This window comes from Streptomyces sp. NPDC127197, assembly GCF_042672405.1.
Lineage (GTDB): Bacteria > Actinomycetota > Actinomycetes > Streptomycetales > Streptomycetaceae > Streptomyces > Streptomyces flavusporus.
The window spans coordinates 165552-185509 of sequence record NZ_JBHXVG010000016.1 but is presented as its reverse complement, the minus strand read 5'-3'; the positions used below and the strand labels follow the sequence as shown (position 1 = coordinate 185509).

At 68.8% G+C, this 19958-nt stretch carries 14 protein-coding genes and 1 pseudogene; 14 read left to right on the top strand and 1 reads right to left on the bottom strand.

Annotation, left to right across the window (positions count from 1 at the left end):
• The 13 genes and pseudogenes from ACFVJQ_RS24990 to ACFVJQ_RS24930 all read left to right on the top strand — a co-directional run.
• Window positions 1–82 (top strand): annotated as a pseudogene (locus tag ACFVJQ_RS24990) (IS5/IS1182 family transposase); the annotation flags it as partial.
• Window positions 83–371: 289 nt separating this feature from the next.
• A complete protein-coding gene (locus ACFVJQ_RS24985; RefSeq protein ID WP_385515264.1) occupies window positions 372–956 on the top strand; it encodes a hypothetical protein in 585 nt (194 codons plus the stop codon).
• Window positions 957–2362: 1406 nt separating this feature from the next.
• Window positions 2363–2662 carry a hypothetical protein gene (locus ACFVJQ_RS24980; protein ID WP_385787010.1) on the top strand — a complete coding sequence of 100 codons (300 nt, stop codon included), beginning with the start codon at window positions 2363–2365 and terminating at the stop codon, window positions 2660–2662.
• Between the two features lie 1363 nt (window positions 2663–4025).
• Entirely contained in the window at window positions 4026–5015 is a 990-nt protein-coding gene (locus ACFVJQ_RS24975) for a helix-turn-helix transcriptional regulator (protein ID WP_385515266.1), read from the top strand.
• A gap of 343 nt (window positions 5016–5358) precedes the next feature.
• Complete coding sequence (locus tag ACFVJQ_RS24970) at window positions 5359–6288, top strand: NADP-dependent oxidoreductase (protein ID WP_385787006.1); 930 nt, start codon at window positions 5359–5361, stop codon at window positions 6286–6288.
• Window positions 6289–6750: 462 nt separating this feature from the next.
• Window positions 6751–7863, top strand: a complete 1113-nt coding sequence (locus ACFVJQ_RS24965; RefSeq protein ID WP_385515268.1) for a DNA alkylation repair protein — start codon at window positions 6751–6753, stop codon at window positions 7861–7863.
• Window positions 7864–8314: 451 nt separating this feature from the next.
• Window positions 8315–9337, top strand: coding sequence for an aldo/keto reductase (locus tag ACFVJQ_RS24960; protein WP_385515269.1), 1023 nt, complete (start codon window positions 8315–8317; stop codon window positions 9335–9337).
• A 295-nt stretch (window positions 9338–9632) separates the two neighbouring features.
• Window positions 9633–10670, top strand: coding sequence for a zinc-dependent alcohol dehydrogenase family protein (locus tag ACFVJQ_RS24955; RefSeq protein ID WP_385787002.1), 1038 nt, complete (start codon window positions 9633–9635; stop codon window positions 10668–10670).
• Between the two features lie 409 nt (window positions 10671–11079).
• On the top strand, window positions 11080–11766 hold the full coding sequence (locus tag ACFVJQ_RS24950) for an NADPH-dependent F420 reductase (protein ID WP_385515271.1): 687 nt from the start codon (window positions 11080–11082) through the stop codon (window positions 11764–11766).
• 209 nt (window positions 11767–11975) lie between these two features.
• Window positions 11976–13214, top strand: coding sequence for an MFS transporter (locus tag ACFVJQ_RS24945; RefSeq protein ID WP_385515272.1), 1239 nt, complete (start codon window positions 11976–11978; stop codon window positions 13212–13214).
• 133 nt (window positions 13215–13347) lie between these two features.
• Window positions 13348–14226 carry a helix-turn-helix transcriptional regulator gene (locus ACFVJQ_RS24940; protein WP_385515273.1) on the top strand — a complete coding sequence of 293 codons (879 nt, stop codon included), beginning with the start codon at window positions 13348–13350 and terminating at the stop codon, window positions 14224–14226.
• 352 nt (window positions 14227–14578) lie between these two features.
• Complete coding sequence (locus tag ACFVJQ_RS24935) at window positions 14579–15577, top strand: aldo/keto reductase family protein (protein ID WP_385515274.1); 999 nt, start codon at window positions 14579–14581, stop codon at window positions 15575–15577.
• A 46-nt stretch (window positions 15578–15623) separates the two neighbouring features.
• Window positions 15624–16472: an aldo/keto reductase gene (locus ACFVJQ_RS24930; RefSeq protein WP_385787025.1), complete on the top strand. Its 849-nt coding sequence runs from the start codon at window positions 15624–15626 to the stop codon at window positions 16470–16472.
• 709 nt (window positions 16473–17181) lie between these two features.
• Here the strand turns inward: ACFVJQ_RS24930 and ACFVJQ_RS24925 are convergent.
• The gene (locus ACFVJQ_RS24925) at window positions 17182–17607 is read right to left on the bottom strand and encodes a contact-dependent growth inhibition system immunity protein (RefSeq protein WP_385786998.1); all 426 of its coding nucleotides are present in this window, start codon (window positions 17605–17607) and stop codon (window positions 17182–17184) included.
• A gap of 316 nt (window positions 17608–17923) precedes the next feature.
• On the opposite strand from ACFVJQ_RS24925, the gene ACFVJQ_RS24920 reads away from it, so the two are divergent.
• Window positions 17924–19816 carry an SMI1/KNR4 family protein gene (locus ACFVJQ_RS24920; RefSeq protein WP_385786995.1) on the top strand — a complete coding sequence of 631 codons (1893 nt, stop codon included), beginning with the start codon at window positions 17924–17926 and terminating at the stop codon, window positions 19814–19816.
• Window positions 19817–19958: the final 142 nt, after the last annotated feature.

Below are 19958 nucleotides of genomic sequence, written 5' to 3'. Positions count from 1 at the left end.
GATCTTCCGCAGAGCGCGGTGCAGCCCAAATCGAATGACGTCAATCGCCGCAGCGGTCCTCACCCTGGAGCGGCAACGCTGAAAGACCTCACTGAGCAAAAACGTCAGAAGCTCCCTGGTCATCTTCGCCACCCCTAACGCCTCATCAAGAATCCCGTAAGGCGTGCGTCACCTGCGTCCCTCCGACACCCTCGCCGCAGCCGCCCGTCGCTGCACCGCACGGGCATAGGCCGCTGGCCTCGGAGCATACGCGACATAGCCTGCAGCGACCCCTGCGACCACGAATCCGATCAACCAACCACGACTCTATGGAGGCCAACCCCCTGGGCCAGTACGCACCCCTGCGGTCACTCATGGGCAGAATCCGCAAGTTGGTTGACAAGACCATTCTTCTCCATGGCCGCGTGGACACCGCTTCTACGCTGGCGTTCATGCGCGAAGTCGAATACCGGAGCAGTGGCGTTCCGTTGGAAGAATATGAACTCACCCGCAGGGACCACCGCTGTCAGAAGCAGAGCGAGGAGATCAGCGAGTCGGTTCGGCGTCAGGTCGAGGAGGACAACGCCAAATGCCGGGCAGACCCGGCGAGGGCGGAGCGTCGCCGCCAGGCGTTCGAGAATGTCGCGAAGCTGATGCAGTCCTTCAAGAAGGCAGACCACGAGATCATGCGGTGGCGTGTCCGGTTGTACTGCGGCCACATCATCGAGACCGAGGCGCACTACACGTACACCGACCCCATCTCCGCCGGGTCATACGGCAGGCGATGCTCTGAGTGCGGGGAAGACCGGCAAACAATCGTGGCCTTCGAACCCATCGGACTGCGTTGCGAGCCACCGGAAGCAACAGAACCTCCACCTCCGCCGCCCCCGAAGAAACCGACACGAGCCGACCTCGAACGACGCGTTAAGACCCTGGAGAAGGAGAACGAACGCTTGCGCGCGAAGCTCAGTGGCTGAAAGCTGCGACCGCAGGGACCGGGCTGACTCGCCAGCAGCTCACGGAGGCCGAGCTGACGGCAACAGCGAAGATCGCCGCCCGCACGGGCACCCAGTTCGCCCGTACAGTGGCGGCTCATCGCTCCCTTCGGCAGAGACTCCACCGCGCACCGGTCAGTGTTGCGCGCCATCGCCGCGTAGACACGGTCGACTTCAGCCCCCGCTCGTTCGAGCGAATTGTTTCGAACCACCCGTCGCTGACAAACGGAACTGACAACATGCCGCGGTGGTACGTCAACCTCGAGTCGAAGGCGGGTCATTGAAACGACGGGTCAATGAGCGGCAGCTCTCGGTGTTGCAGTGGGTGGGAGCCGGGTGCCCTGCCGGCGTCTGGGAGACCAGCTCCTACAAGACCACTTGCCAGGCACTGCAGAACCGGGGCCTGGTCACGATCTCCCAGAAGGGCGGGCAGTGGAGTGTCGCCCTGACAAGCGTCGGCCAGCACTATCTGGCGCACGGCACGTACCCTCCCCGCGGTTCACGCTCGCAGAAGACCCAGGCCGCCACTCCGCAACCCCCGTCTAACCGCGCGCAGGAAACTCCGGCCTCCGTGCGAAAGCCAAGCTCTCCCCCGCAGCCTCGCGTGACGTTCACGGAGCAGCTGCTGCAAGAGCTCGCGGAGGCGGGCGGCCGGATCGTCAAGAACGGAAGCGGGCCGGATTCCGTAAATTGGCCGTCCCGTATCGCCGCTGCTCGCAGGTCCGGAAGGATCCCGGAGACGAAGGAGCTGTACGGGGGCTGGTGCCGTGGCGGGTACGAGATCAAGCTCGTCGACATCCCCGCCTGGCGTCTTGCCGTCCTCGAACCCGTCCCCGTGCCCTCGCGGCTCGTGCGGCCGCACCCCGTGGTCCGGGCCATGCAGAACGAACGTCAGCCGCTGGGCCTGACCAAGCCCGTCCAAGGGCGTGCTCTCCGACTCATCCAGGCGCTGATCGCCGCCGCCGAGAACGACGGACACTCCAGTTCGGCAGGACAGACTGGCTTCGCACCCCCGTCTCATCGCCGGCGCAGGGCATCCCCCCACTTCACCATCACCGCGCAGGGACAGACCGTGGGGTTCCTCGTCCTCCAGGAGCAGGACCGGACGGAGCACGTCGCCACCGAGAAGGAACTCACCGAGGCGAAGAAGTACTCCTGGGTCAGGATCCCCCGCTTCGACTACACCCCGTCCGAGCGTCTCCGCTTCGTCCTTAGCGGTGGCCAACCGCACCGGGCGAGCGAATGGGCCGACACTCTCGGACGCTCCCTCGAAGAGCAGCTCGCAGAGATCGCGCAGGAGGTCGCCCTCCGCGGCGAAGCCGCAGAACGCAGACTGTCTCGACGAGATCGAAGCGGCACGCCAGAAGCGCGTCCGCTGGGAAGCTGCCATGGAGGGGGCTCGCGTCCGGTACGCGGAGGCGTACCGCGTCAGGCACCTCGAAGCCCAGGAAGCGGCATGGCGCCACGCCACCCGACTGACCGAATATGTGAGCGCCGTGCGCACGCGAATCGAGGCCATGCCACCGGGGAAGGCGAGAACCGAAGCCGAAGCATGGATCAGCTGGGCAGCGGACACCGTGGAGCGTCTCGACCCCCTGGAAACTCCGCCCCAGTTGCCCGACATCCCCGAGCCGCGAGCCGACGACCTGAAGCCCTTCCTCGGGCACTGGAGCCCCTACGGCCCCTGACGCGCCACCCGCCCGACGGCCCGCCCAGCGTCACAGCCAATTGCAGCACGAGGCGTTCAGCAACGGCTACTTCACATCACCGTGAGACCAGGCACATAGCTGGACCCACGGTGACCGCACCACAGTTCCTCAGGGCCGGCAGGACGGCCGGACGCTGAGCAGCTCGGTCCGCAGCACGGGCATGCCGTCGACAGGCGCCGGGTCCTGCGAAGTTGGCTCGATACCGCCAGCAGCGATCTTGTCGACCGGTGATTCCTTGGACTATTGGCAGTCCACCACGTCTCCCCGCTTCCCCGCTGCCCGGGAAGCAATCAAACCGGAAAGGCACTGTTGACAGGAATGCCCAGCCAGAGCAGCGAAACGCATCACGGCCCGTTCAGCCCCGAGCACATCCGCGCCACCTGGAATAGGACCGCGAGCGTCGAGGACGCCGCCCAAGCGTTCGGCTTGTCGAGATCGAAGAGCTACGACCTTGTTCGCCGCGGGGAATTCCCCTGTCGCGTGCTGCCGATAGGCCGCACCGCCCGCGTCGTCACCGCCTCGCTCCTCCCAGTACTCGAGAGCGGCGAGCCGGAGTACAACGGCGCCCCCAGTACAAGCCCCTATCCCTCTCGACCAACCGCACGACGACGTCCCACTGGAGCAAGCCAGCGGGGCGTCGTATCACGTCCCCATCTACGCAGCACCCCCGTCTGAGCAAGCCGACGGGGGTCCTCACGCATCACACTGCCCCTATGAGGGGGGGCATGGCTGTATGGCCCTGATCAGCTGGAAGACCTCTCGGGCAGCGTAGCGTTTGAGGCATCGGACGATGTCGCGCCGGGTCTTGCCCTCCTTGATGCGGCGTTCGTAGTAGTCCTGGGTGCGCGGGTCATGGTCAACCCCCAGGACTCACCAACGGCGCCGGTGAATCGCGGGACCTTGGCCCAGACAACCGGACGAGGATCAGCGCGCTCCCACGGTCAGGGATCTGCTGCTTGGCAGACCCCAAGCCGAGCTGCCAGGCCATCGTCAACGACCGAAGGGCCACAGCGAGAGTTTGCGGCGACGCTTGACGAGGACCTCGCGCCCCATGTGCTTGGGAATGTCGTGGCGGCGCCGGCCGTAGTAGATCTCTGCGTACATCGCGTCATGCGAGAGACGAAGAAATGCCAGGTCAATTGCAGTTTCTCGGGTCCTTCGGGCGGATCGTCGGGCCTCGGAGCGTCAAACGAGCGTCAGGACCGTGCGGGCGCCAGCCTCCATCACAAGGCCGACGAGCGTCATCACTGCAGCTGCCCCCAAAGGCCCGGGCCCGCTCACCAACCCGTCGATCAGCCGCTCGTCCACGGCCTTCGGCCTGGTCATCCTTTACAGTCCCGGTGTGTCGAGTACCCCGGTGCGGCTGTTGCGGTTGTTGTCCTTGCTGTCCCAACGGCCGTCGTGGACCAACCGCGAGCTTGCCGAACGCATGGAGGTCAACGAGCGCACCGTGCGGCGGGACGTGGCCCGGCTGCGGGAACTCGGCTACGGAGTCGAATCCGATCCGGGGCCATGGGGCGGTTACCGCATGGCCCCGGGCAGCACCGTCCCGCCGTTGAACCTGGACGACGACGAGGCTCTGGCCGTGGCGGTCGCGCTGCGGGAAACCGCCCTGCGTGGAGTGCTGGGCAGCGACCAGGCGGCACTGTCGGCGTTGTTCAAACTTCAGCGGATACTGCCGCGCCGGGTGGCCGACCGGCTCAGCGCGTTCGCCGACTCCGTCGTGCACACCCCTCAGGGGCCAGGCGATCCGGTGTCGTCCGATGTACTGCTCGAGCTGGCCGACGCCTGCCGTCACCGCAACCGACTGCAGATGGTGTACTGCGACCGCGCGGGGCGCCGCACCAGCCGCACGGCTGATCCCTACCGGCTTGTCCGGACCCGCAACCGCTGGTATCTGGTCGCGCTCGACGTCGAGCGCGGGCAGTGGCGGACCTTCCGAGCAGACCGCGTGGTGGAAGCCCGGCCCACCGGGCAGCCGGTCCGGATCGAGAATCCACCGGATGCCGCGCGCATGGTCGCCGACATGCTGACCAGTGACTACCCGCTGTACGCGACGGTGATGCTGCCGGTGCCGCTGGAGGAGGCACAGCGGCTGGTCCCACCCGGGTCGGGCATCCACGAGAGCGCCGGGCCGGATGCCACCCGCGTCACCCTCGGCGGCAGCACCCTGGACGAACTCGCCACCCGCCTCCTCGCACTGGCCGTGCCGCTCACCGTGGTCGCCCCCGACGAACTGCGCACCGTGTTGCGCACCCGCCTCCGCTCCCAGCTCGACGCCCTCACCCCGGACGGCTTGCCACCTCGACGGGGCGGCGAGCAGGCGGAGTAGTACGGGGAAGCTGCCGACCGTCAGCTCACGTGACACCGCATTTCCTCTGCCGTAGGCCAGCGACGCAAATGCGGGATCGTGTCGGCGGCGCGTTTCCTGCTGTGGCAAGCAAGACGGTCCAGGCTGTGCTCTTCCCAGAGAGAGCCCTTCGTACGACCGCTGCCGTGGTGTCCGCCGCCGCACCGACCGGCGGCGACGCGCTCACGCTCCCTCGCCGCCATGCGGCCACATCCCATGGCCTGCCTGACCAGGACAATTTCTGACCGGGTCGGCTCCTAGGGTGAATCTGCGAGCCCGGGACCGACCCGGGCGAGAAGAGTGCAAGAAATCGTGAGGTGGCGTCGTGAGAGCTGTTGGTTTCACCGAGTGCGGTGGTCCGGAGGAGATGCGGGTGCTGGAGCTGCCGGAGCCGCATGCCGGTCCGGGGCAGGTACGGATCAAGGTGGCGGCAGCGGGTGTGAACCCGTCGGATGTCGGCCTGCGCAGCGGATACCTGAAGCAGTTCTTTCCCGAGGTGTTCCCTCAGGCGGAGGTGTACGTGGTGGGGTGGGACGCGGCCGGGGTGATCGACGAGGTCGGCGAGGGGGTGCGGCCCGAGCTGGCGGTGGGCACCGAGGCGATCGCCATGCTGAACCCGTACCTTGCCGGGCGGGGAGTGCAGGCGGAGTACGTGGTGGTCGATGAGAAAACGGTGGTGCGAGCTCCGAAGGGGGCCGACCTGACCGCGGCGTCGACTCTGCTGATGAACGCGCTGACCGCGCGGACGGGGTTGGACGCCCTCCAACTGGCGCCGGGCGCGGCGGGTGCGGTCGGCGGGTACGCCGTGGAACTGGCCAAGGCCGAGGGACTGACGGTGGTCGCCGACGCGGCCGAGAAGGACCGGGATCTCGTCACCGGATTCGGCGCCGACCACGTGCTTGAGCGCGGCGACGGCTTCGCCGGACGGGTCCGCGAACTGTTTCCCGACGGCGTGGACGCAGTCATCGACGCGGCGGGGATGGACGACGCGGTGGCGCCGGCGGTGCGCGACGGCGGGAGCATCGTGACCTTCCGGGGGTTCACCGGCAGCACCGACCGCGGCGTGCGCTGGAACCCTGTGTGGGTCACCGACCGGCTCCAGGACACGGCCGCCATGGAGGCGCTTCGCGACCAGGCCGAGTCGGGCGTCCTCAGTCTTCGCGTCGCCGCAACCTTCCCCTTCGAGCAGGCGGCCGAGGCACACCGCCTCCTGGAAGCCGGCGGCGTGCGTGGGCGTCTCGTCCTGCTTTTCTGAGCAAGAAGTCTGACGTCCCGTAGCGTCGCCTGCCGACCGCTGCGCCGATGAAGGGCTTCCTCCTCCGCACGCCTGGGCACGGCTTGGGGTTACACCTTGCCGCCCGGGCAGTGCAGCGGTGGAGCGGCGCCGGTTCATCGGGTTCAGCCCGGTGACGAAGGCTGCGGAGCTGTGGAAGCTCTCGGTCACCCCGTCCGCTTCCCACGGCCGCGTGACGACCTCACCGCGCGGCAGGTGATGCTCTTCGCCGACCTGACCGCGCTCACCCCGACGACGACGGATCTCCTCAAAGGCACCGTTGGCTGCCGGCGGACCGCCTGTGCTGTGGGACAGGGACGTGCCGGTGCTGCCGGTATCGCCGTATGCGGGCTCACGCGCCCGTCCATGCCGCCATCGACCACGACAGCGCCGACGGACAGCTCACCCCCTGCGCTGCACCATTCACGTGAGGGAATCGACCGTATGCCATCCGCCGACGAGCTCATCGGCCGCCACACCGCTGACATCCTTCTACGCGCCGTCCAGGCGGCTGCTCCCGACGCCGACCTCGCATCACTGCGCGCGGCACCACGGCAGATCGCCCCACTGTCCCTGAGGGAACGCGCCGACCTGCTGCGGGATGCCCTGCTTGCGGACCTGCCGGGCGACTACGCCGCACTGGCCCGGACCGTACGCGCCGCCCGGGACGACGCCCCCGACTTCACCGGATGGCTGATCTGGCCGGTCACCAGCGCTCTCGCCACCCGCGCGGTCCAGGAAGGCAGCACCGCCGCCTTCGACGACGCTATGGCGCTGCTCGCCGACCTCACCGGGCGTCTGACCTCGGAGTTCGCCATCAGGACTCTGCTGCGGCACGACCTCGACCGGGCGCTTGGCATCATCAGGACCTGGACCGACTCGGCCGATGTCCATGTACGCAGGCTCGCCTCCGAAGGCACCCGCCCCTACCTGCCCTGGGCGACACGGGTGCCGGACATCATGGCCCGTCCCCGAGCAACGCTGCCTCTCTTGGACGCCCTCTACGGGGACGAGAGCCCATACGTGCGCCGCTCGGTCGCCAACCATCTCAACGACCTCAGCCGTGACCACCCCGACCTCGTCATCGGCACAGCCCGCCGCTGGCTGGACGACCCCGACGCGGCTACGGAACGCCTCGTGCGCCACGGGCTGCGCACCCTCGTCAAGCGTGGCCACCCCGAAGCACTGGACCTGCTCGGCTTCGCCCCCGCGGCACTGGAGGTCGACGGACCTCATCTGGACCACCACACCGTCCCGTTCGGCGGCAGCGTCCGTTTCACCGCCTCGATCCGCAACACCGGTGACGCCCAGGCGCGCCTGGCGATCGACTACATCGTGCACCACCAGAAGGCCAACGGCGGCCAGAGCGGCAAGACGTTCAAACTCACCACCCGCACCCTCGCTCCGGGCGAACGGATCCTGGTAGAGCGAGAGCACTCGTTCCGGCCGATCACCACTCGCCGCTACCACCCCGGACAGCACGCGATCTCCCTGCAGATCAACGGAGTCGAGTCCGCCCGCGCCGACTTCGAACTGACCGGCACGCACACACCCTGACACCAGGACTGCGGGGCCAGCCCCTGGCCATCGCCCGGTGTCCGACGCCGGGTGAATTGTCCAGGGGCCCTCAAGCTCATGGCGAGCTGGGCCGCCGCTCACCACAGGACGGGGTGCAAGCCGGCACCGCGCGCCGGCGCCAAATCACCCGTCCCGGCGCTCGTCTCCTGGCCGCAGCCCGACCTTCCGGCCCGTGGGAGCTGGATGCCGTCGTCATCCCGCATGGTCGCCCAGGCCGCTGTTGCGCTCGATACGTCCGTCTTCCGCGCCTGCGGCTGAACAGACCTTTACCCCCTTTTGCCGTGTATCCACCCACGATCTCGGTGCGAGGGGGTCCCTGTTGTTACCCCTCACAAGCGTGACTGTCTGCGGGGCGCGGCTGCTGATTTCGTGGATGTTGGCGGGGCCTGAACGGCTCCGTTCAACCCGTATCCGACCCTTGGAGACGATCGTGGAACACCGTCTGCTCGGCCGTACCGGCCTGTCCGTCAGCAAGATGTGCCTGGGCGCGATGATGTTCGGCCCGTGGGGCAACCCCGACCACGACGAGTCCACCCGGATCATCCACCGCGCCCTGGACGCCGGCATCAACTTCATCGACACCGCCGACGTCTACTCCCAGGGCGAGTCCGAGGAGATCGTCGGACGGGCGATCAAGGACCGCCGTGACGACCTCGTCCTGGCCACCAAGTTCCACCACCCGATGGGGGGCGACCCCAACCAGCGCGGCAACTCCCGGCGCTGGATCATGCGGGCCGTCGAGGACTCGCTGCGCCGGCTGGGCACCGACTACATCGACCTCTACCAGGTGCACCGGCCCTCGCCCGACACCGATATCGAGGAAACGCTGGGCGCGCTGACGGACCTGGTGCGCCAGGGCAAGGTGCGCTACATCGGATCGTCCACCTTCCCCGGCAGCCAGATCGTCGAAGCCCAGTGGACCGCCCACGACCGGCGGCTGGAGCGGTTCGTGTGCGAGCAGGCGCCGTACTCCATGCTGGTCCGCGGGATCGAGGCCGACGTCCTGCCCACCGCGGCCCGGCACGGCATGGGCGTGATCACCTACAGCCCGCTCGCCGGCGGCTGGCTCTCCGGCCGCTGGCGCCAGGACGCCGACCTGCCCACCCCCTCGCCCGCGCGGCAGCGCCTCGCCGACCGCTTCGACATGTCCCTGCCGGTCAACCAGCGCAAGCTGGAGGCGACCGAAGCTCTCGCCCACCTCGCCGAGGACAACGGGATGACACTGATCGAGATGGCCATCGCCTTCGCCCTCAACCACCCCGCGGTCGTCTCGGTCCTCATCGGTCCGCGCACGCTGGAGCACCTGGAGACGCAGCTGCCCGCGGCCGACGTGGTCCTGGACCCGGCGGTCCTGGACCGCATCGACGAGATCGTCACCCCCGGCACGGTCATCAACCCGGCCGACACCAGCTACATCAACCCCGCCCTGGAACCGGCAGCCCGCCGGCGCTGACCGGGCACACGTCAACGTCTACGGGCAGGAAGCCGCCGAGACCTGGGGCGAGATCTTCTCGGCCCACACCCGCAACCCCTACATCCTGGCCACGGCCGTCGACCAGCCCCTCGGCGACGTCCCCGTCACGTAGCCCACCCGGAGCGGCATCAAGCACCGCTGACCGTTACCGGCCGACGGCCTCCTGTACGAGGCACGGCACTCCTCTTCCGGCCACCCTTCGATCCGGCTTCCCGCCACTGCGTCCCCTCGCCGGTCCGGGAGCACGCACCATTCGTCCGAAAGGCACCAACCCATGCGCGCCACCTACATGTACGGGCCCGGCGACGTCCGGGTCGAGAACGTCCCCGACCCGCGGATCGTCGAGCCCACCGATGCCATCGTCCGCGTCACCCTGGCCTGCGTCTGCGGCTCCGACCTGCACCCCTATCACTCCATGGACAAGACCGAGCACGGCGTCCCGATGGGACACGAGTTCCTCGGCGTGGTGGAGGAGACCGGCTCCGACGTCACCGGACTCAAGCCCGGCGACGCGGTGATCTCCCCCTTCTCTTGGGCCGACAACACCTGCCCCATCTGCCGGGACGGCTTCCACACCGCCTGCCCCAACGGCGGCTGGTACGCGGCCGGTGACGTGGGCGGCGCCCAGGCCGAGGCCATCCGCGTCCCGCAGGCCGCCGGCACCCTCGTGAAGATCCCCGCCGATGTCGACGCAGCTCTGCTTCCCTCCCTGCTGACCCTGAGCGATGTGTACCTCACCGGCTACCACGCCGCGTATATGGGTCAGGTCGCGCCGGGCAAGACCGTCACCGTGATCGGTGACGGCGCTGTGGGCCTGTCCGCGGTCCTGGCGGCCAAGCGCATGGGAGCCGAAAAGATCATCCTTATGGGACGGCACACGTCCCGTACCGACCTGGGCCGCGAGTGGGGAGCCACCGACATCGTCGCCGAGCGCGGCGAGGAAGGCATCGCAAGGGTCCAGGACCTCACCGGTGGCGAAGGCTCCCACGTCGTGCTGGAGGCCGTCGGGCTGATGCCCGCCTACGAGCAGGCGTACGGCGTCCTACGCCCGGGCGGGATCATCTCCCGCGTCGGCGTGCCGCAGTACGAGGAGGCCCCGATCGGCTTCGGCTCCCTGTTCGGGAAGAACGCCCGCCTTGCCGGCGGGCCCGCCCCGGTCCGCGCCTATATCGAGCAGACCATCCCTGACGTGCTGGAAGGCCGTATCGACCCGGGCAAGGTGTTCGACGCCGAAGTCGCCCTCGACGACGTCGCCGACGCCTACAAGGCGATGGACGACCGCAGCCGGCTGAAGGTGCTGGTGCGCCCGTAACCGCACGCACTTGATCCGCCGGCGATCACAGACCCGCTGATCGAGTAACGGGTGCGGCTGGACACCACCACGACATCCTCGAGACCGAGGAGCGTGGTCGAGCACCGTTGCGTTCTCGCGGGAGCTGGGGGTTTCTGCCATTACCCCTCACAGCGGGGACTCCCACGTCGCGGCTGTTTCCCGTCCCATGGTCAGTGGGGCCGGCAGGAACGGATGACCACCTCGCACCCAGCGTCTGTGCTGCGTGCGGGGCCACCGCCCGACCGGCACCGTACCCCGGGTGTGAAGTGCCGCAGGTTGCCCGCCGATGAAGTCCATTGGGACTCGGCCGCAACGGGCCCTGGCACGACTCCTTTTACGCACACCGCCACAGGCCACCGGCCGACGGCATTGACCTGAAGGAAATCGTATGAAGATCGCAGTTCTGGGCACGGGCATGGTCGGCCGCGCCATCGCCGACCGGCTGAGCACGCTCGGTCACGACGTGGTGATCGGTACGCGCGATGTGGAGCAGACCCTTGCGCGCACGGAGCCCGACTGGCTGGGCAACGTTCCCTTCGCCCAGTGGCACCAGGCTCACCATGCAGTGCAGCTCGTGTCGTTCTCCGACGCGGGCGCGCACGGCGAAGTTGTCGTCAACGCCACCCCGGGTACCGTCTCCCTGGCCGCACTTGAGGCGGCGGGCTCCGCCAACCTGGCTGGGAAGGTGATCCTCGACGTCGCGCTGCCTCTGGACATGTCGGAGGGGATGCCGCCGCTGCTGGCGGTGGCGAACACCGACAGCCTCGGCGAGCAGATCCAACGTGCCTTCCCGGAGGCCCGGGTGGTGAAGTCGCTGAACACCATGCTGGCCGACACCATGGTCGACCCGAGCCGGATCCCCGGCCAGCACAATGTCTTCGTCGCAGGTGACGACGGTGATGCCAAGGCAACCGTCAAGAGCCTGCTGAACGGGTTCGGCTGGCCCGACGAGGCGATCATCGACCTCGGCGGCATCCGTGGCGCGCGCGGCACGGAGATGTACGCGCGACTGCTCTTCGAACTCTCGGCCGCGCTGGGCACGTACGACTTCAACCTCGCGATCGTGCGCAAGTAACGCCTCATCACTCGGCGTTGACCCCGGCACCAACGCAATCACGGCAATCGAAGCCTGATTCCACAGTCCGTGGCTCGCAAAAGTGCGGGAAGGTCCCCGCCTTCCCGCACCCCCGCCCCGCGATCGCGGCCGGGCACACACCCCGCCCTCCCGCCAGGACCCGGCGGCGCCATGGTGCAGCGCCGCCCCGTTGTATGAAAGGACCTCTTGTGCCCTCCGTGCCCGACCGCCGGATGACTCCGGCGCGCACGCTCATCTTCGCGATAGCCGCCGGCCTGGCCGTCGGCAACCTCTACTGGGCCCAGCCCCTGATCGAGATCATCGCCTCCTCCCTCGACGTCCCGTCATCGAGCGCCGCGACACTGGTGACCGTCACCCAGGTCGGCTACGCGCTCGGCATCTTCCTCCTCGTGCCCCTCGGTGATGTCCTCAACCGCCGCCGCCTCATTCCCCTCGTCCTGGCCCTGTCCGCCGCGATGCTCCTGGGCGCCGCCCTGGCCCCGACATTCCCGCTGCTCCTCGCGGCGCTCGGCGGCGTAGGACTGACGACCGTCGGCGCGCAGCTGCTGGTGCCGCTGGCCAGCGAACTCGCCGAACCCGAGCGGCGCGGACGAGTCGTCGGCGCCGTCGCCTCCGGCATCCTGATCGGCATCCTGCTCTCCCGCACGATCAGCGGTCTCGTCGCCGACCTCCTCAGCTGGCGGGCCATATACGTCATCGCCGCCGCGGCGGCGATCACCCTCGCCGCCGTGCTCCGCGCGGTCATCCCGCCCCTCGAACCACGCGAACCCGTGCCCTACCCGCGCCTGCTGGGATCGGTCTTCACCACCGTGGCGCGCTATCGCGCCGCACCCCCGACCCTGATCCTCTCCGCCGCGGCCTTCACCGTGTTCTCGATGTTCTGGACATCGACGACCTACCTGCTGACGGCCGCACCGTTCTCCTACTCGGCCGGCCAGATCGGCCTGCTGGGCCTGGCCGGCCTGGCCGGCGCCCTCGCCGCACGGCGCGCCGGCGCACTGCACGACCGCGGCTGGTCCGTACCCGCCACCGGTGCCGCACTCGCACTGCTGGGGCTGTCCCTGGTTGCCGCCTGGGCCGCGCGCAGCTCGATCATCGCGCTGATCGTCGTCGTCATCGTGCTCGACATTGCCACTCAGAACGTCCTCGTACTGAGTCAGACCCGGCTGTACGCCCTGCCCGGCTCGGCGCCCAGCCGGCTGAACACGGGTCTCGTCGTCAGCAACTTCCTCGGCGGCGCCATCGGATCGGCCGCCGCCGGCCCCCTCTGGACGCTCGGCGGCTGGACGGCGATCACGACCACCTCCCTGGCCGTCACCATCGCCGGCCTCGCCGTCTGGGCCGCCAACCGCAGCCGCCTCGCGGATGCGAGCCTCCCGGACGACTCTTCCAACCCGCGAGTCGAGATGATGAAGACATCCCTGTGAAGTCCGAGAGAGCGCGATGCTCCAAGACCGACGGCACCCAAATCGGTTCCGGTACCGGCCGACCCGGAGTCCCTCCTGTGGGGGGTACTGACAGGGACCCCCACCGGCCGCCCCGTCTCCCTACGCTGGAATCATGGACAATCGGGCCGAAGTCAGCGCATTCCTGAAGTCCCGCCGCGACAAGATCAAACCTGAGCAGGCGGGACTGCCGGTGTACGGGCAGCGGCGGGTGCCCGGCCTCCGCCGCGGCGAGGTGGCGATGCTCGCCGGGGTGAGCGTCGAGTACTACACGCGCCTGGAGCGCGGCAACCTTGGCGGGGTCTCCGACAGCGTCCTGGACGCGCTTGCGCAGACCCTGCGGCTCGATGAAACCGAGCGGGAACACTTGTACGATCTCGCCCGTGCGGCCAACGCCAGCCCTCCCCGTGTACGGCGCCGGCCCAAGAAGGCCACCGTCCGGCCCAGCGTGCTGCGCATCATCGAGGGCCTGCACGACCAGCCGGCCTACGTGCGCAACAACCGCATGGACATCCTGGCGGCCAACCCCCTCGCCCGCGCCCTGCACTGCCAGGCGTTCGAGCAGGAGCCGGCCAATCCCTGCCGGTTCGTCTTCCTCGACCCGCGGGCGACCCTGTTCTACCGCGACTGGGAACGTGTGGCCCGCGACGGAGTGGGGGTGCTGCGGGTCGAGGCCGCCAGAAATCCCTACGACCGCGAGCTGCAGGACCTGATCGGTGAGCTGTCCACCCGCAGCGACACGTTCCGCACCCTGTGGGGCGCGCACGACGTGCACGTCTACACCGAGGGAACCAAGCGGTTCCGGCACCCGGTGGTGGGCGATCTGGAACTGGTCCACGAGAGTCTCGACCTACCCGGCGACGACGGACTGTCCATCACCGTCTACAGCGCCGATCCCGGTACGCCGACCGCCGACGCTTTGCAGCTCCTGGCCAGCTGGGCAGCCACCCAGAACCAGGCCAGGGCCGCCGCGCAGTCCGACAGGGAGCACTGACACCGGGTACGGCCCGTTCTGCAGGGTTCCCGCCCCAGCCACAGCGTCGTGTTCCTCGACCCGTCAGCATGCCTTGGCAGCCGTGCCGCACCTGAGTCACCTCCGCGCGCCTTCCGGCCGCCTTACCGGCGTCATGCTTTGCGGAGCCCGCGCATGCCCCCGGCCCGAGGGGGTCCCTGCCGTTACCCCTCACAAGCGTGACTGCCTGCGGGGCGCGGCCGCTGGTTCAGTGGGCTTCGGCGGAGCCCGATGGAATCCGCTCACGCCTCCCCACACCCGCCCTGGAACCGGCAGCCCGCCGACGCTGACCGGACACCTGTAAACCATCACCCATCAACCGAAAAGAGCAATCATGCGGTACCGCACACTTGGCAGCTCTGACCTGGAGGTCTCCGAGATCTCCCTCGGCTCCTGGCTAACCTACGCCGGCGGCATCGAGGCCGACGCCACCCGCGCCTGCACCGAGGCAGCGTTCGACGCCGGCATCAACTTCTTCGACACCGCCAACGTCTACGGGCAGGGAGCCGCCGAGACGGCGTGGGGCGAGATCCTCGCGTCCCACCGACGCGACTCCTACATCCTGGCCACCAAGGTCTACTTCCCGATGTCGGACGACCCGGCCGACCAGGGCCTGTCCCCCGCCCAGATCGCCAAGCAGATCGACGCCTCCCTCACCCGCCTCCAGACCGACTACGTCGACCTGTACCAGGCGCACCGCTTCGACCCCACCGTCCCGATCGAGGACACCATCGAGGCGTTCCAGAAGGTGGTCCAGCAGGGCAAGGCCCGCTACCTCGGTTTCAGCGAGTGGACCCCCGAGCAGATCCAGGCCGCGATCGACATCGCCGGCCCCGACCTGTTCGTCTCCTCCCAGCCCCAGTACTCCATGCTCTGGCAGGCCCCCGAGGCCGAGGTCTTCGGCCTGTGCACGGCCAACGGCATCTCGCAGATCGTCTGGTCGCCGCTGGCCCAGGGCGTCCTGACCGGAAAGTACAAGCCCGGGCAGCCCGTCCCCGAGGGAAGCCGGTTCGCCTCCCCCGACATGGCGGTCTCGAAGGACCTCGTCTACAACGACGCCACCCTCGAAGCCGTCCAGCGCCTCGTCCCCATCGCCGAGGAGGCCGGGATGAGCATGCCCACCCTGGCACTCGCCTGGATCCTGCGCCGCAGCGAGGTCGCCTCCGCGATCACCGGCGCCTCCCGTCCCGAACAGGTCCACGCCAACGCCGCCGCCTCCGGCGTGAAGCTCTCCGACGACCTGCTCGCAGCCGTCGACCAGGCCCTCGGCGACGTCCCCGTCACCGGACCCACCCTCGCCCCCGCCGCCCAGCCCGGCGTCAAGCACCGCTGACCGCACCCACGACCAGAATCAGAAAGCCCAGCTCATGACCGCACAGATCCCCCAGGTCACCCTCAACAACGGTGTACAGATGCCGGTACTCGGCTTCGGCGTGTACGCGATCGCACCCGAGCACACCGAACAGGCCGTCACCGACGCCCTGGCCGCCGGCTACCGCCACATCGACACCGCCGCCGGCTACGAGAACGAGGAAGCCGTCGGCCGCGCCATCGCCAAGAGCGGCATCCCCCGCGACGAGCTGTTCATCACCACCAAGCTGTGGGTCCAGGACGCAGGCGAGGACAGCACCAAGCGCGCGTTCGACAGGTCACTGCGGCGACTCGGCCTCGACTACCTCGATCTGTATCTCATCCACCAGCCGTTCGGGGACTACTACGGCGCCTGGCGGGCCATGCAGGACATCAACCGCCAGGACGCCGCCCGTGCCATCGGAGTCTCCAACTTCTATGCGGACCGGCTCGTCGATCTGATCGACCACAACGAGATCACCCCCGCCGTCAACCAGATCGAGACCCATCCCTACTTCCAGCGTGGGGCCGACCAGGACCTCATGCGCAAGCGCGGCGTCCAGCTCCAGTCCTGGGGCCCCCTCGCCCAGGGCCGGGACGACCTGTTCACCGACCCGGTCCTGACCGAGATCGCCATCGCGCATGGCAAGACCGTCGCCCAGGTCGTCCTGCGCTGGCTCATCCAGCGCAGCATCGTGGTCATCCCCAAGTCCGTCCGCCCCGAGCGCATGGCCGAGAACATCGACGTCTTCGACTTCCAGCTCACCGAAGACGAAATGAACCGCATCGCCACGCTGGACACCGGCGCCAGCAGCATCTTCGATCACCGTGACCCCCAATCCGTCAGTTGGCTGGGCAGCGTCCGCTTCAACACCTGACATCACGCCGCGCAAGTAAGCACCCGTTCGCCAGGTCGCAGGCACTGCCCGGCCTGGCCACGGGCGCTACCAGGGTCTGCTCGTGGCCACGGTGAGACTGTGGACCGCGCCCCAGGGACCGGGGAGTATGGCGTCACCTCGGCCCGGTTCGTCCGTCTCCGCGAGTGACACGGCGCCCAAAGACGTCCCGGAGTTCGGCGAGGGCGCGGTGCCGACCGCTGGTTGACTACGGTCAGCAGGATGCATCCTTGGCGGTCTCGCCCGCCCTGCAGGTCGATCGGATCGGCCCCCGATTCGTTACTCCCCGAGCACGCAGAGTGCACCTTTCGCGATCTTCCGTCGATGGCTTGGGCACCGCCTGCCAACAGCGCTCAGACGGCCCACTGGTCTGTCGAGCGACTCGTCCAGTTCGTTGCTGAGACAAAACAGTTCCGCGAGCTGGAGCGAACGAACGGACTGTGGGTTCGGCTGGGCCTGATTGCGCCCCGCAACTTGGCTCCGGTCGCTCGAGAGCGAAGAGTCCGAGGACAGTGGTGCCCACGGCGGACGCCGCTCCGTCGTGGTCCGCTCCATGCAGAAGCCCCTATGACGGGGGCTGCATGAAGTCGGACCACATCGTGCCACGAGGGCCGAAATGACACAGGTCACGTCCCGGCTGAGCGCAGCGCTCGGCACCGGGCGGCGTGTAGCGCCACGGTCAGCAATCAGGTCAGCGCAGCGACTCGGGCCGCGCGACGAAGCGGGCAAGATCCTCGGCGGCACCGCGAGGCAGGCCGGCGACCGCCGTCTCCGGCAAAGTCGTGATCACGGCCCGCAGCCGCGCGCCGAGCTCTGGCAGCAGGGTCCAGGCCGAAGCAGGGGCATTGACGGCAGCAAGCAGCAGGTCGCCCTCGTAGAAGCAGGCGTCGAGCAGCGGCTCCTCGATCAGCGAGCGCACGGCAAGTGGAAGGACGTAGGGCAGTGCCACCTGCTGTGAAAGGAGAGTGCGCAGATCCGCCGCACTGAGTTCGCCCAGGGGCACACGCCGCAACTCATGCACGGTGCGCACCAACCGGGTCGCGTCAGCGGCAGGAGACGCCCACCGGGGTGGGTCCAGCTCATCGAGCGTGCGGTCGAGGTGCAGCAGACGGTCCATGGGGCCTATGTTCACCGAAGCAGGCAAGGACTCTCAGAATCAGGTCACTACCACTTCGCTCCTCTTCTGCTGCCCGGCGGGCAGCAGACGGTGATCCTCGCCCGTGCGCTGGGGCACACCTGCTTCCGGGACGGAGGTAAGCGCGCCCACGGCCTTGGCATCGCCTCCACCGACGTGGCGTTCGCCGGCTGCTCCATCGACCAAGCAGGGCGCAAGCACGTCGGCACAACCCGCCGTGCCGGTTACGTACGAGAGGGTCCCGCTGGCCGCAGCAAGCAGCGGAGCACTGTCAGTGGCGGGTGGCAGCATCGGGCGCATGACGGACACCACGGCATTCGACTGGCGGTCCCTCCTGCTCAAGTGGAGCGGGGAGTGGGCGGATTCCCTGCCGGACGGCGAGATGCGGGGCAAGGACGACGAGGCCGCACGGCGGGTGCGGTGGCTGGGGTTCCCTCCCGCGTCCGAGGAGCGGATCGCAGCCATGGAGGAGCGCCTCGGCCGACGGATGCCCCCGTCGTACCGGGAGTTCCTCAAGGTCAGCGACGGGTGGCGGCACGCGGGCGGGTTCGTGTGGCTGCTGGCGGGGACCGAGGACGCGCGCTGGCACAACAACGAGTCGGGACTCGCGGACGTGTTCGAGGAGTACCTGGACGAGGACGCCGGGCCCGAGGAGCGGCGGGAGGCGGACATCTGGCGGCGCGGGCTGCAGCTCGACGTCGAGTCCGACATCACCCACGTCCTCTTGGATCCCGGGGACGTGGACGAGGACGGCGAGTGGGCCGTGTACACGTGGGCGAGCTGGCGGGCCGCGCCACCCGAGCGGCACGCGAACTTCCTTGCGTTCATGCGGGACATGTACCGGGAGTTCCACAGCCTGCGGGCGCACCGGAGCGACGGGGAGCCGGAGTTCGCCAACGACACGACGCGAAAGCTGGACGCCCTGGTGGAGGAGGCCCGGGCGGAGGCGCTGCGCGGCGGCTGGGAACGGGCCGGGAAGGCGCTGGACGAGGCCAAGGAGTACGGCAGACCGCGGGCCGTCGGGCTGGGCGACCAGATACGCCGTCTGCTCGGACAGACCCACATGGTGTACTTCGACGGACTGGTGACGGACCCTCAGTACGCTCCCGAGCTGCTGCCGCCGCTGGTCGCCGAGCACGCGGCGCACTCGTATCGGGACGACTCCACGCTGACGTTCCATCTGCGGGGCGCCGACGACGACCTGGTGTCACTGGCTTACGCGACGCTGGATCAGGTGCGGAACGGTACGTACCGGTACACGGCGTCCGGACCGTTCGGCGAGGCGGTCGAGCGGGCGCGGGAGCTGGCGCGGTGGGGAGACACCGACGAGGCGTGGCGGACACTGACAAACGCTCTGCCCCTGTGGGAGCCGCTGGGACCGGACCACCTGGCGCCACTGGGGTGGGTGGCCGACCCGGTGCTCGGGCCGCTGCTGACCCCGGAGCGGGGCCGCGAGCTGCTGTCCACGCCACGGGGCGGGCAGGCGGGTGAGGCACCGAGGCCGACGGCCGGACTCGACCCGGGCAACCTGGCATGGCTCGCGGAGCCGGACCCGGGCAACAACCGCACGTCCTACCGGTTCGTCCTGGTGGAGGGGGTGGAGCCGGAGGAGTTGCCCGGGCGTCTCGCGGACGGGGACGGCATCGTGCTGAACGAACCCATGACCCTCTGGGAGGCGCGCCACAGGTCGCTGCACAGCCAGAGGGAGTTCTCGTCCTACGACGACAGGGCTCTCATGGCGGTCGGCCGGGCCGGCACCGGCTGGAGCTTCGCCTTCGACGGCGATCCCGCCCCGTTCCACCGGCAGCGGTTCGTCTCCCCGGCCGCGGCCGCCGGCACGGGCACCCGCACAGTGGTGGTGTGGAGCGGTCTGAGGACATGGCACGGGGAGCCGTTCTTCCACCTTTCGGTGGCGCGAGACGGTGCCGAGCAGTACGCATTCACATACGCGGACGGAGAGGTCCGGCAGAGCGGGGAGATACCGCGGGCACTGGATCCGAGCCGGTTCTTCGGTGATCTGGCGGACGGCGCCGAGGCGGAACGGTCGCTGCTGGAAGCGGTGGCCGGGGAGTTCGGTGCCCATCTGCCGCGTCACGCCATCGTGAACGGCCGTCTGCACACGTTCGCCACCCGCTCCTGGACGCGGCCGCCCAGGGACGGCGAGACGTACGCGGTAATCCGCATGCGATAAACCGGCTGCCAATGCACTTGAGCGCTGTCGGATGACCGCTGCCCTTCTGCACCACATGTCGAGCCCTGCCCTGCGCTACGCGGAACCCAATGCACGAGCGGAGCGCGCGGCACTCGGGTGAAGAGCAGGGCGGAGCACGAGC